This window comes from Pantoea sp. 9140, from assembly GCF_000745295.1.
GTDB lineage: Bacteria > Pseudomonadota > Gammaproteobacteria > Enterobacterales > Enterobacteriaceae > Pantoea > Pantoea vagans.
Map to the genome: position 1 here is coordinate 539475 of NZ_JQNO01000001.1, position 12972 is coordinate 552446.

The 12972-nt window shown below is 60.5% G+C and carries 15 protein-coding genes; 9 read left to right on the forward strand and 6 right to left on the reverse strand.

Features of this window, described 5'->3' with window-relative positions; genetic code table 11:
- Nucleotides 1–42: 42 nt before the first annotated feature.
- From hpxZ to FA92_RS02345, 4 genes are read right to left on the reverse strand one after another with little or no spacing between them, the layout of a single operon-like run.
- A complete protein-coding gene (gene hpxZ / locus FA92_RS02330; protein ID WP_033781955.1) occupies nt 43–423 on the reverse strand; it encodes an oxalurate catabolism protein HpxZ in 381 nt (126 codons plus the stop codon).
- Nucleotides 423–1820 (reverse strand): AtzE family amidohydrolase, encoded by a 1398-nt coding sequence (locus FA92_RS02335; protein WP_033781956.1) that lies wholly within the window; start codon nt 1818–1820, stop codon nt 423–425. The genes hpxZ and FA92_RS02335 overlap by 1 nt, the downstream gene beginning before the upstream one ends.
- A complete protein-coding gene (gene hpxX, locus FA92_RS02340; protein ID WP_033781957.1) occupies nt 1817–1999 on the reverse strand; it encodes an oxalurate catabolism protein HpxX in 183 nt (60 codons plus the stop codon). The genes FA92_RS02335 and hpxX overlap by 4 nt, the downstream gene beginning before the upstream one ends.
- Before the next feature lie 12 nt (nt 2000–2011).
- Nucleotides 2012–3598 (reverse strand): gamma-glutamyltransferase family protein, encoded by a 1587-nt coding sequence (locus tag FA92_RS02345; protein WP_033781958.1) that lies wholly within the window; start codon nt 3596–3598, stop codon nt 2012–2014.
- A gap of 138 nt (nt 3599–3736) precedes the next feature.
- Here FA92_RS02345 and hpxU point away from each other — a divergent pair, with 138 nt between their 5' ends.
- The 9 genes from hpxU to uraH all read left to right on the forward strand — a co-directional run bounded on the left by hpxU (nt 3737) and on the right by uraH (nt 10936).
- Complete coding sequence (gene hpxU / locus FA92_RS02350) at nt 3737–4576, forward strand: MurR/RpiR family transcriptional regulator HpxU (protein ID WP_033781959.1); 840 nt, start codon at nt 3737–3739, stop codon at nt 4574–4576.
- Nucleotides 4577–4767: 191 nt separating this feature from the next.
- On the forward strand, nt 4768–5553 hold the full coding sequence (locus FA92_RS02355; protein ID WP_033781961.1) for a transporter substrate-binding domain-containing protein: 786 nt from the start codon (nt 4768–4770) through the stop codon (nt 5551–5553).
- A gap of 10 nt (nt 5554–5563) precedes the next feature.
- Nucleotides 5564–6232, forward strand: a complete 669-nt coding sequence (locus tag FA92_RS02360; protein WP_033781963.1) for an amino acid ABC transporter permease — start codon at nt 5564–5566, stop codon at nt 6230–6232.
- Complete coding sequence (locus FA92_RS02365) at nt 6232–6888, forward strand: amino acid ABC transporter permease (protein WP_033784498.1); 657 nt, start codon at nt 6232–6234, stop codon at nt 6886–6888. Before FA92_RS02360 ends, FA92_RS02365 begins: the two co-directional genes overlap by 1 nt.
- On the forward strand, nt 6869–7600 hold the full coding sequence (locus tag FA92_RS02370; protein ID WP_013356883.1) for an amino acid ABC transporter ATP-binding protein: 732 nt from the start codon (nt 6869–6871) through the stop codon (nt 7598–7600). Before FA92_RS02365 ends, FA92_RS02370 begins: the two co-directional genes overlap by 20 nt.
- A 21-nt stretch (nt 7601–7621) precedes the next feature.
- Nucleotides 7622–8857 (forward strand): alanine--glyoxylate aminotransferase family protein, encoded by a 1236-nt coding sequence (locus tag FA92_RS02375; protein ID WP_033781965.1) that lies wholly within the window; start codon nt 7622–7624, stop codon nt 8855–8857.
- Nucleotides 8854–10107 carry an allantoate amidohydrolase gene (gene hpxK / locus FA92_RS02380; protein WP_033781967.1) on the forward strand — a complete coding sequence of 418 codons (1254 nt, stop codon included), beginning with the start codon at nt 8854–8856 and terminating at the stop codon, nt 10105–10107. The genes FA92_RS02375 and hpxK overlap by 4 nt, the downstream gene beginning before the upstream one ends.
- A gap of 2 nt (nt 10108–10109) precedes the next feature.
- Nucleotides 10110–10604 (forward strand): 2-oxo-4-hydroxy-4-carboxy-5-ureidoimidazoline decarboxylase, encoded by a 495-nt coding sequence (gene uraD, locus FA92_RS02385; RefSeq protein ID WP_033781969.1) that lies wholly within the window; start codon nt 10110–10112, stop codon nt 10602–10604.
- On the forward strand, nt 10601–10936 hold the full coding sequence (gene uraH / locus FA92_RS02390; RefSeq protein ID WP_013356887.1) for a hydroxyisourate hydrolase: 336 nt from the start codon (nt 10601–10603) through the stop codon (nt 10934–10936). Before uraD ends, uraH begins: the two co-directional genes overlap by 4 nt.
- An 11-nt stretch (nt 10937–10947) precedes the next feature.
- On the opposite strand, the gene FA92_RS02395 is transcribed toward uraH, so the two are convergent.
- Together FA92_RS02395 and FA92_RS02400 are read right to left on the reverse strand one after the other, a co-directional pair.
- The gene (locus tag FA92_RS02395; RefSeq protein WP_013356888.1) at nt 10948–11715 is read right to left on the reverse strand and encodes an amidohydrolase; all 768 of its coding nucleotides are present in this window, start codon (nt 11713–11715) and stop codon (nt 10948–10950) included.
- On the reverse strand, nt 11703–12863 hold the full coding sequence (locus FA92_RS02400) for a pyridoxal phosphate-dependent aminotransferase (RefSeq protein ID WP_033781970.1): 1161 nt from the start codon (nt 12861–12863) through the stop codon (nt 11703–11705). Before FA92_RS02400 ends, FA92_RS02395 begins: the two co-directional genes overlap by 13 nt.
- Nucleotides 12864–12972 lie beyond the last annotated feature (109 nt).

Consider the following 12972-nt stretch of genomic DNA (forward strand, 5'->3'; position numbering starts at 1 on the left):
CGGCGCTTGCCCCGTACTGATTGGGCGAAGCGCCGGAGGCCGTCAGCTCATCAGACTGACCTGCGCCGCCACGATGCACCAGCCGTGGGGCATGCGCACCCAGGTCTGCTGCTGGCGGCCAATTTTATCGCTGCCGGTGCGGGTAAATTCGGTGCTGCAGACCGCATAATCCTCGCCAAAGGTGGTAATCACGGTGTTGCGCAGCGTCCGGTCCAGCCCGGCTGACGGACGCGCGGCACGGAAGGCCCGAATCTCATCAATGCCATACAGATTCTCACCCGCGCCGAGGCGCACGGTTCGCGGGTCGTGCCAGAACAACACATCCAGTTCGTCCACATCATTGCTAACCAGCGCCTGCTCGTAGCGGTAAAACTGCGCCGTCACCTCGCTGAGCACCTGCGGTAAATTAATCTCTCTGTTCATCAGGCTCCTGCCATATTGATTTGCGGTATCGTAATGCCCTGTTGTTCCAGTGCCCAGGCGGCGCGTAGCACTGCCTCTTCGTTAAACGGACGGGCGATAAGCTGTAAACCAATCGGCAGGCCGCTCCGGGTCGCCAGCGGCACGGTACAGACCGGCAATCCCAGGAAGGAGATCGGCTGCGTCAGCATCCCCATGCTCGCTTTAGCGGGCAGGGATTCACCCTGAATCGACAGCGTCTGCTGGCCGATCGTGATCGCGCTGCAGGGCGTTGCCGGGGCGATCAGCACATCGAAATGATCAAACAGCGGTAACACCTGCTGCTGGAAATGACGACGGAAGCGCTGCGCCTGCACATACCAGGCGCCTGGCATCATGGCACCCGCCAGCAGACGCTCGCGTGAGTTCGGTTCAAACTGCTCCGGCATCTGACGCAGGGCAGGCAGATAGTGATTGCCGCCTTCTGCGGCGGTCATGATAAACGCCGCCGAGCGTGCCAGCTCCGCGTCGGGCATCAGCACCTCTTCCTGTGCATCCAGCGCGGCCGCGACCACCGCGACGGCATCGCGCGCGTCATCATCGCACCAGCGGGAAAAAAAGCCGCCCAGCACGCCGCAGCGTAAGCCTTCGCTGCCCTGTGACAGCCCCGGCAGCGTCGCGGCAAGCGGACGATCGGCCTGAAACGCATCGGCGTGGTCTGCGCCCTGTAACAGATCATAAACCAGCGCCAGGTCTTCAGCCCGCCGGGCCAGCGGCCCGATATGGTCAAGGCTGGCGACAAACGGATGGCTGCCGCTACGCGACAGACGGCCAAAAGTGGGCTTAAGGCCAAAAATACCGCACAGCGACGCGGGCACCCGAATCGAACCGTTGGTATCGCTGCCGAGCGAAAAGTGAACCAGCCCGGCGGCTACCGCGGCGGCCGAACCGCCTGACGAGCCGCCCGCCACGCGGCTGAGATCGCGCGGATTGTGGGTCGCACCATAATGGCTGTTCTCGGTGGTAAAACCATAGGCATAGGCATCCATGTTCAGCATACCTGACAGCAGCGCGCCAGCGTTACGCAGTTTCCCGACGGCAAACGCATCGGCCTGTGCCGCAGGGCGATCGCGGAACAGGCTGGCACCGGCCAGGGTGCTATGACCCACCACATCAAACAGGTTTTTCACCGCATACGGAATGCCCGCCAGCGGTGGCAGCGTTTCGCCGCGCTGCCGCTGTGCATCAATGACGCTGGCCTCTTTTAACATGCGCGGCCCGGTCACTTCCGTCCAGGCATTCAGCGCCGGGTTGTGCTGCTCAACCGCCTGCAGCGTGTGCTTCGCCACCTCCAGTGCGCTGATCTCACCCTGCTGAATCGCCCGTTGCAGCGTCTGAATTGAAACATCACCTAATCTCATGCCTGATATACTCCTGCGACTTCCAGCCGGTCATCCAGCGGAAACGCCATCAGCGGCGCAGCCATCTCCGCAATGCGTGAAAGCTGGATCAGCAGCTCAGCGCGGCGGGCCTCATCCAGTTCCAGTTGCAGGATCTGCTCCATATGGCCGATGTAGCTGGCCCACTCTTGTTGATTCATGATTCGCTCCTGTTAAAAACCGGCAGCGCTGCCGTTACTACGTGGGTCGCTTGCGCCCTCAAACATGCCGTTGCTGTGACGCACAATCGCGCCCGCATGGCCTACGGATTCGCTGAAGTCCGGCAGCCGTTCCACCTCATGTCCCCACAGACGCAGCATCAATACCGTTTCGTCGTCAAAGCGGCCTTCCAGTTTTAATGAGTCGGACGATTGCCCCCAGGTCCGGCCCAGCAGCCAGCGCGGTGCACTGACCGCCTGCTGTAACGGCAGCCCCTGAATCACATGGCGGGTAAAAATCGCCGCCTGAGTCTGCGGCTGCCCATCTCCGCCCATCGCGCCATACACCATTGTCCGGCCATCTTTCAGCCGCGCGGCGGCGGGATTGAGGGTATGAAACGGCTGCTTACCGGGCGCGAGCGCCAGGAGATGGTCAGGGTCGAGGCTGAACGCAGCGCCCCGGTTCTGCCAGGTGATGCCCGTGCCAGGCAGCACCACACCGCTGCCAAACTCGTGGTAAATGCTCTGAATAAAGGAAACAGCCAGGCCGCTGCTGTCCATTACGCCCATCCAGACCGTATCGCCCGGTCCGCGTCCGCTGCCCCAGGCGGCGGCCTCGCCATCGGCGATCTGGCTGGCGAGCGTATCGAGATGATCACTATCCAGCAGCGCCTGCACATCTTCGGTGACGTGACGCGGATCGGTGATGTGTTTGTCGCGCAGCGCAAAGGCTTTTTTGGTGGCTTCCACGATGCGGTGCACCGTCTGCGCGTCGTCAGCCTCCGTCATCTCCAGCCGATCGGTGATGCCGAGGATCGCCAGCGACACGACGCCCTGGGTTGGCGGAGCGATATTCCAGATGTCGCCTTCGCTGTGGGCGAGATGCAGCGGCGTTGTGCGACGGGCGCGATGCTGCTGCAGATCGGCCAGCGTCACCGGCATGCCCAGCGTCGCCATCTCACCGGCCATATGGTGAGCCAGCGGGCCGCGATAAAAGCTGTCGAGTCCCTCTTCGGTGAGCTGGCTCAGGGTGTTCGCCAGCGCGGGCTGGGTAAAACGGCTGCCCGGCTGCGGCACATCGCCGTCGGGCATAAAATGGGCACGAAAGCCGGGCTGATGCTGCAACTCACTGAGGAAGTTCGTGGTCGCGGCGGTCTGTGAGGCGGTCACCGGAATCCCGTCGGCGGCGTAGCGAATCGCATCCCGCAGCAGACGGGCCAGCGGCAGTGGCGGGGTGCCCATCTCTGCAGAGAGCTTCAGTGCCTCCTGCCAGCCGCTGACCGTACCGGCCACCGTCAGCGCCGCTTTCGGCCCGCGATGGGGGATCTTCGGGTGATCGGCGTAAAAATCGCGGTGAGCCAGTGAACCGGCTGCGCCGCTGGCGTCGATAGCGACCGGATCGCCGCCAGGCGGCAGAATCAGCCAGAAGCCATCGCCGCCCAGTCCGTTCATGTGCGGATAGACCACGGCGATTGTTGCGGCAGCAGCCACCATCGCTTCAATGGCATTACCGCCATCGCGCAGCACCGCGAGCGCACTTTCACTCGCCAGATGGTGTGGCGTCACCGCCATCCCCTGCGGGGCCATATTGCTTTGAATCATCTTTTTCTCGTTCTTTGGGTGACAGAACCCATAACAAAGCAAGAGCTGTTCCAGTTTTCATGCTCAGCTGACAATGCGCCGGTTAACCTGGCGTAAATTGTGCTAGCTTCTGCTGAAACAAAAGTTACAGGACGCCTTATGAAACAGCTTGATGAACGACTCAGAAGTCACTATCCCCAGCTCTCTCCGCAGGAGCAGCGTATTGCCGACTTCGTGTTTGACCACTTCGATGACCTGATCAGCTACAACAGCGCCGAGCTGGCGCGGCTCAGTGGCGTGTCGAAAGCCACGGTCAGTCGACTGTTTAAGCGTCTGGGCTATGAGAAGTACAAGGATATGCGTGATGAGCTTCGCATCCTGCGGCAGAGCGGCATGCCGCTGACCGATAACCGTGATGCGGTGCAGGGCAATACGCTGCTGGCGCGCCACTACAAGCAGGAGATGGCTAATCTGACGCAGTGGGTAAACAGCCTGGATGCCCGACACTTTAATGAGGTGATTCAGCAGCTGGCGCAGGCTAAACGTGTCTTTATTATCGGCATGCGCAACGCCTATCCGGTAGCGCTGCATCTGCGACAGCAGCTGGTGCAGGCGCGTTCGCAGGTGCATATCCTGCCGCAGCCAGGCCAGACGCTGGCTGAGGAGCTGGTGGATATCACGCCGGACGACATGGTGATCGTGATGGCGTTTCGCCGCCGTCCGCGCATCATCCGCCCGCTGATGCAGCAGCTGCAGGCGGCGGGCATCCCGCTGCTGGCGCTGTGTGAGCCGCAGGCGCAGACGGTAATTTCGCTGGCGCGCTGGCAGCTCTGTACGCCACTCGACAGTGTTTCCGCCTTCGACAGCTACAGTGCCGCCATGAGTCTGGTTAATCTGATCGCCAATGCGCTGCTGCATGAAATGCTGGCACAGGGACGTCAGCGTATTCATCAGATCGCCGACCTTTACCAGCAGTTTGACGAGCTGGAGCACCGTTAACAGGCACCGTTTTGGTGCTTTGCCCCATTTCAGAACACCACTTACCCGGCGTGATTGCCCCGATTACGCCGTATTTCCACTGAACTCTCTGCCGCTTAACCCTTTTTCTGTTGCCGCCCGTATTGGCACATTAGTTGCAGATTGCTTGTCAAAGAATCTTTTGTTTCACGTTAATCTCACCGGGGTGCATAATGAAAAAAGTTTTGATGGCAGTTGCGACAGCGGTATTACTGATGGCACAAACGGGCAGCGCGTTGGCCGATCAACTGCAGGATATCCAGAAGCGCGGCGTCATCCGTGTCGCCGTGCCGCAGGATTTTCCGCCGTTTGGCTCGGTCGGCACTGACCTGCAGCCGCAGGGATATGACATCGACACGGCGAAATATCTGGCGAAGCAGATGAAACTTAAGTTGCAGCTGGTGCCGGTCAGTAGTGCCAACCGCGTGCCTTATCTGCAAACCGACAAGGTCGATCTGGTTATCTCCAGCATGGGTAAAAACGCCGAGCGTGAGAAAGTGATCGACTTCACCCGTGCCTATGCGCCGTTCTTCCTGGGCGTCTTCGGACCGAAGGGCGATGAAATCAAAGCGGCGTCGGCTCTGAGCGGCAAGTCGATTGGCGTCACGCGCGGTGCGGTAGAAGATATGGTGCTCAGCGAAGTGGCCCCGAAAGATGCGCAGGTGAAACGCTACGAAGATAACAACACCACGTTGTCTGCGTATCTTTCTGGTCAGGTGCAGTATGTCGCAACCGGTAACCTGGTCGTCGCCGCGATTGCGCGCCAGAATCCGGCCAAAGCGCCTGTGGCGCAGTTTATGCTGAAAGATTCACCCTGCTATATCGGCCTGAAAAAAGATGAGCCTGCATTGAAAGCGAAAGTGAATGAGCTGATTGAGCAGGGCATTAAAGACGGCACGCTGAATAAACTCTCAGAAGAGTGGCTGAAAGCACCGCTGCCTGCGAACCTCGGCGCCTGAGGACGGATTCATGATCGGGCAACTTAACTTTCCCGCCCTGTGGCCCTACTGGCCGGAGCTGCTCTCCGGTCTGTGGGTCACCATCCAGCTGACGGTGCTGGCGACCACCGGTGGCGTGGCGCTCGGCATTGCGGGTGCGGCGCTGCGCAGCGGCAAACCGAGCTGGATGAGCCGTCTGTGGGGCATCTATGTCGAGCTGATCCGCAATACGCCGTTTGTGGTGCAACTGTTCTTTATCGTTTTTGGTCTGCCTGCGCTGGGGCTGAAACTCACTGCGGGTGAGGCGGCACTGCTGGCGATGCTGATTAACCTTGGCGCCTACAGCACCGAGATTATCCGCGCCGGGATTCAGGTGACGCCCAAAGGGCAGTGGGAAGCGGGACGGGTGCTGGGATTAACCCGCAGCCAGACTTTTCTGCGGGTCGTGCTGCCGTCTGCGCTGCAGCGCATTTATCCGGCGCTGGTGAGTCAGTGCATCATCGTGATGCTGGGCTCGTCGGTGGTGTCGCAGGTCTCCTATGAGGAACTGACCTTCGCCGCCAACCTGATCCAGTCGCGCACCTTCTTAAGTTTTGAGGTCTATCTGGTGACCACGCTGATCTACCTGGCGTTGTCGATTGCGATGCGCCATCTGCTGCTGGCGATTGGCCGTAAATGGTTTGGAGTGCAGCCATCATGATGACGACCTTTACCGACTGGGACATCCTGCGCAACCTGCTGCTGGCGGCGCGCTGGACCCTGTTACTGTCGCTGGTGGCCTTTATCGGCGGCACGCTGGTGACGCTGCCGCTGCTGTTTATGCGGCTGCTGCAGCGTAAGTGGCTGACGCGCCTGATACGCGGTTACACCGCGCTGTTTCAGGGCACGCCGCTGCTGATGCAGCTGTTCCTGGCATTTTTCGGCGTCGGCCTGTTTGGGATCGATGTCGCCCCCTGGACCGCCGCCTCACTGGCGCTGACCTTCTACACCAGCGCCTTTCTGGTGGACATCTGGTACGGCAGCATCCGCGCCCTGCCGAAAGGGCAGTGGGAAGCGTCGCGCTGCCTCGGCCTGACCTTTGGTCAGACGCTGTGGCGGGTGGTGGCACCGCAGGCGATCCGCATCGGTATCGCCCCGACGGTGGGATTCGCCGTGCAGGTGATCAAGGGCACCGCGCTGGCGTCGATTATCGGCTTCATCGAGCTGACCAAGGCGGGCACCATTCTCAACAACGTCACATATCAGCCGTTTAAAGTCTTTGGGCTGGTGGCGCTGGGCTACTTCCTGATGTGTTATCCGCTGTCTCGCTACAGCCAGTATCTGGAGAAAAAATTCAATGCCGCTCATCACCATTAATCAGGTGCAAAAATATTACGGCGACAACCATGTGTTGAAAGGCGTGGATCTGGATATCGACATGGGCGAGGTGATCTCGATCATCGGTCGCAGCGGATCGGGTAAAAGCACGCTGCTGCGCTGCATGAATGGGCTGGAAGGTTATCAGGAGGGCAGCATCAAGCTGGGGGGAATGACGATCACCGACCGCGATTCGCAGGCGCGTGAAATCAGCCGCTCGGTCGGAATGGTGTTTCAGAGCTTCAACCTGTTCCCGCACATGACAGCGCTGGAGAACGTCATGCTGGCACCGCGCCGCGTGCTGAAGAAAAGCGAGGCCGAGTGCCGGGCGCTGGCGGCACAGATGCTGGAGAAGGTCGGACTGGGCGAACGCCTTAACTACTATCCTGCCAGCCTCTCCGGCGGTCAGCAGCAGCGCGTGGCGATCGCCCGTGCGCTGGCGATGACGCCGAAAGTTTTACTCTGTGATGAGATCACCTCCGCGCTCGATCCTGAACTGGTGGGCGAAGTGCTCAAGGTTCTGGAGCAGCTGGCGGCAGAGGGCATGACGCTGATCCTCGTCACCCATGAAATGAACTTCGCCCGCGACGTGGGCGATCGTGTGGTCTTTATGCATCAGGGGCGCGTCTGGGAGCAGGGCGACAGTAAAACGCTGTTCGCCCAGCCGCAGACGGCGGAGCTGAAGCAGTTTATTTCTTCGGTTCGTCTCTGAGTCTTAGAAAAGGAAATGATGATGGATATAACAAAATTCCCGCAACTCAATCCGCCACAGCGTTTGCTGATGGGACCGGGGCCGATCAACGCCGATCCCCGTGTGCTGCGCGCCATGTCGAGTCAGCTGCTGGGTCAGTACGATCCTGCGATGACCCACTACATGAACGAAGTGATGGCGCTCTATCGCGGCGTGTTCCGCACCGAAAACCGCTGGACGCTGCTGATTGATGGCACGTCACGTGCCGGTATCGAAGCGATTCTGCTGTCGTCTATTCGCCCTGGTGACAAAGTGCTGGTACCGGTGTTTGGCCGTTTCGGTCATCTGCTGTGCGAAATTGCCCGCCGCTGTCGTGCGGACGTGCACACCATTGAAGTGCCGTGGGGCGAAGTCTTTACCCCGGACCAGATTGAAGATGCGATCAAAAAAGTGCGACCGCGTCTGTTGCTGACCGTGCAGGGCGACACGTCGACCACCATGCTGCAACCACTGGAGCAGCTGGGCGCAATCTGCAAACAGTATAGCGTGCTGTTCTACACCGATGCGACCGCGTCGCTGGCGGGTAACGCGCTGGAAACGGACGCCTGGGGACTTGATGCGGTGTCGGCGGGGATGCAGAAATGCCTGGGCGGGCCATCGGGCACCTCGCCGGTCACCCTGAGCGCAGAGATGGAAGCCGTGATCCGCAAACGCAAATGCGTAGAGCAGGGGATCCGCACCGAAGCGCATCAGGATGGCGAAGAGGAGATGATCTACTCCAACTATTTTGATCTCGGCATGATCATGGATTACTGGGGCCCGGAGCGGCTCAACCATCACACCGAAGCGACCAGTGCGCTGTTTGGCGCGCGCGAATGCGCCCGTCTGATCCTGCAGGAGGGGCTGGATAACGGCATCGCCCGCCACAAACTGCATGGCGAAGCGATGCTGAAAGGCATTCAGGGGATGGGGCTGGAGACCTTCGGCGATCTGAAAAACAAAATGAACAACGTGCTGGGCGTGATGATCCCGTCCGGCGTGAATGGCGATCAGGTGCGCAAGCTGATGCTGGAAGATTTTGGCATTGAGATTGGCACCTCATTTGGTCCGCTGCATGGCAAGGTCTGGCGCATCGGCACCATGGGCTACAACGCGCGTAAAGATTGCGTGATGCAGACCCTGTCGGCGCTGGAAACGGTGCTGACCTACGTCGGCTACCGCACGCCGCAGGGTGCCGCCGCACAGGCCGCGTGGGATCACTACGGGAGCCACGCATGATGATGAGCGCCAGCGAAGCCCAGGTCGCGGCACAGCGCGTGATGGCGCGCTGCGATACGCTGGCCGCGATCAGCGAAACGGCTGAGGGACTGACCCGCGTCTACCTCTCGCCAGAACATCTGCGCGCTAACGCCTGCGTCGGTGAGTGGATGCAGGCGGCGGGAATGCAGGTGTGGCAGGATGAAGTTGGCAATATCTGTGGGCGCTACGAGGCGGCAGAAGCGGGTGCGCCTGCGCTGCTGCTCGGCTCGCATCTCGACACGGTACGCAACGCCGGGCGCTATGATGGGATGCTGGGCGTGCTCAGCGCCATTGAAACCGTGCAGTGGCTTAACGAACATCAGTGCCGTCTGCCGCTGGCGATTGAGGTGATTGGCTTCGGCGACGAAGAGGGCACCCGTTTTGGCATTACGCTGCTCGGCAGTCGCGGTATTACCGGCAGCTGGCCGCAGAGCTGGGTGACGCATCCTGACGGCAACGGCATCACCGTGGCGCAGGCGATGACCGATGTCGGGCTCGACAGCGACAGGATCGTATCTGCGGCGCGGCGGGTTGAGGACATCGTCGGATATCTTGAGCTGCACATTGAGCAGGGCCCCTGTCTGGAGCAGGAGGAGCTGGCGCTGGGCGTGGTCACGGCGATCAACGGTGCGCGCCGCCTCAACTGCCGTTTTACCGGCGAAGCGGGCCATGCGGGCACGGTGCCGATGACGCACCGCAAAGATGCGCTGGCCGCCGCTGCCGAGTGGATGGTGTTTATCGAGCAGACCACCCGTGAGCAGGACCCGCAGCTGGTCGCTACCGTCGGTACGATTAACTGTGCGCCGGGTGCGGTGAATGTCATCCCCGGCGAGGTGTCGCTGTCACTCGACGTACGCGGTCCGCTGGACACGCCGCTGGAGACGCTGCTCTCCAGCCTGTTAACCCAGGCAGAGGCGATTGCACTGCGCCGTGGACTTCAGTTTGAATCGAACGAATATTATCGCATCGGTGCCACCGCCTGTGACTCTGCGCTGCAACAGGCGCTGAGCCATGCGGTGAAAACGGTGCAGGGTCGCAGTCTGTCGCTGCCGAGCGGTGCCGGACACGACGCTATCGCCATCGCTGAACGCTGGCCGGTCGGCATGTTATTTGTGCGTAACCATCGCGGCATCAGTCACCATCCGGCTGAGTCGGTGGCGGTGGACGATGTGGCACCTGCGCTGCAGGCCTATTTACAGGCGGTCTCGCTGATTGCCGGACGGAGCTGAACATGGAATTAGCCACATTTAATCAGCTTTCCGCTGACGAAGCGCAGGCGGCCATCCGGCACTGTGTGGCGATCCCGCACTGGCAACAGGCGCTGGTGGCGGCCCGGCCTTTTGCCAGCACCGATGCATTACTGGCTACTGCCGATATGCTGGCGCGTCAGTGGCAGCAGCCTGAACTGGAGGCCGCCCTGTCGGCACATCCGCGCATCGGTGAGCGCGTGAACGGCGCAGATAAGGAAGCCGCGTTGTCACGTGGCGAGCAGTCTGCAATGCAGCAGGCCGATCACGCCCTGCAACGGGCGATGCAGCAGGCTAATCAGGCGTATGAAGCACGTTTTGGCCGGGTGTTTCTGATACGCGCTAAAGGGCGCAGCGGCGAGCAGATGCTGGCAGAGTTGCAGCGTCGGTTGCAGAATGATGATATTGCCGAGCAGCAGGAGGCGCTGGATCAGCTGCGTGAAATTACCCTGTTACGCCTTAAGGAGATGATGCAATGAGTACCGTGACGACCCATATTCTTGACACGGCGCTGGGCAAACCGGCCAGCGCCGTGGCGATTTCACTGGAGCAGAACAGTCCGGAAGGGTGGTTTCCGATTTCACAGGGTGAAACGGACAGCGACGGACGTCTGAAAGATCTGACGCCCGAGCCGCTGACGCCGGGCCATTACCGTTTAACGGCGGAAATTGGCGACTATTTTGCCGCTGCCGGTCGGGATGCGCTCTACGTCAGCGCCCAGATCGATTTTGTCATTGCCGAGGCGGGCAGCCACTTCCATCTGCCGTTTCTGATTTCACCCTGGTCGTGGTCAACCTATCGCGGCAGCTAATCGTCGGTGGTTTACAGCGAAAAACGATCCGCATCCTGCCACGCCGGGAAACGCTCGCGGTAGGCCTTCAGCGCGTCCAGCGACAGCTCAGCATCCAGCCGGGCGCGCTGATGCGGCTCGGCCGCGCTGAGGATCTCGCCCTGCGGCGAAATAATCTGACTGTCGCCGCTGTAGTGATGCTGATTGCCGTCACTGCCAACACGATTACAGCCTGCCACATAAGCCTGATTTTCAATCGCCCGCGCTAACAGCAGCGCCTGCCAGTGCAGCGTACGTGGCGCTGGCCAGTTGGCAACATAGAGCGCCAGATCGTAATCGTTGCGGTTGCGCGAGAAAACCGGAAAGCGCAGGTCGTAACAGATTTGCGGCAGAATGCGCCAGCCGCGCCACTCAAACACCTGACGCTGTTCGCCGGGCAGATAGTGGTGATGTTCATCCGCCATGCGGAACAGGTGACGCTTGTCATACTGATGCAGCGTGCCGTCCGGCTCGACCAGCAGGAAGCGGTTAACCGCGCCATTGTCGGTCTGAATCGCCGCGCTGCCGCCGACCAGGGCATCGGTGCGGCGGGCATGCTGATGCAGCCATTCAACCACCTGCGCCTGTGGCAGCGAGCTTTTCGCTGCCTCCATCGCAAAGCCGGTAGTAAACATCTCCGGCAGCAGAATCAGGTCACGTCCGGTGAGTCCGGCCAGCTGCGCGTCAAAATGTCGCAGGTTGGCCTCGCCATCCATCCAGCTCAGCGTCTCCTGCAAAACGGTAATTTTTAAAGCTGACATAAGCGCTCCGCGGCGGCATCTAATGTCGCCGGCTGTTTGGCAAAACAAAGGCGGATCAGTTTATGAGGGAAAGCATCGGCGCAGAACACCGACAGCGGAATCGCGGCGACGCCCACTTCGCGGGTCAGCCACTGGCAGAAACTGACATCATCCAGATCGGAGATGGCGCTGTAATCGACCAGCAAAAAGTAGGTGCCTTCGCAGGGCAGTACCTTAAAGCGGCTGTTGCTCAGCGCCGTCGCCAGCCGATCGCGCCGGTCACGATAAAACGCCGGCAGCTCAAAATAGTGTTCCGGATGCTCACGCAGCATATCGGCAATTGCCAGCTGCGCAGGGGTATTCACCGAGAAGGTCAGGTACTGATGCACCTTGCGCAGTTCAGCGCTAATCGCCACAGGAGCAATGCAGTAACCCACTTTCCAGCCGGTCATGTGGAACGTCTTGCCAAACGATGACACCGCAATGGCGCGCTGGCGCAGTTCAGGATGGGCCAGCACGCTGGCGTGGCCCGCCTCATCGAAACAGATGTGCTCATACACTTCGTCGCTCAGCACATAGATTGGGTGCTGAGCAATCGCCTGCCACAGCGCGGCGAAATCCTGCTGCTGCCAGACGGTGGCCGAAGGATTGTGCGGCGTATTCAGGATCACCAGCCGGGTTTTGTCACTCAGCAGCGCAGCAAATGCCTGCCAGTCCACCCGGAAGGCAGGCGGCTGCAGCGTAATGCGTTTCATCACGCCGCCCGACAGCTCCACCGCAGGGGCATAACTGTCGTAGCTGGGATCAAAGCAGATCACCTCATCGCCCGGCCGCACCAGCGCGGTAATCGCCGCATAGAGCGCTTCGGTCGCGCCCGCCGTCACCGTGATTTCCGTTTCCACATCCGGACGATAGTCATAAAGCCGCGCGGTTTTCTCTGCAATCGCCTCACGCAACGGCAGCGCACCTGTCATCGGCGCATACTGGTTCGCGCCCTGGCTGACGTGATACGCCAGCCGCTGCTGCAGATAGTTCGGGCCGCTGAAATCGGGAAAGCCCTGGGAGAGATTGATGGCGTTATGCTGCTGCGCCAGCGCACTCATCTGGCTGAAAATCGTGGTGCCGAGCAAAGGGAGTTTGCTCTCGGGGATCAGGTTGTGCTGCGTCATGGTGTCAGGCCTTAAGCGCGAAGATTGATGCGGTGTCACCCGGTGTTTGTGCCACTATAAACAGGATGGTAGTATTTGGCAATCAAGACGCTTAGACGGCTAAATGCGT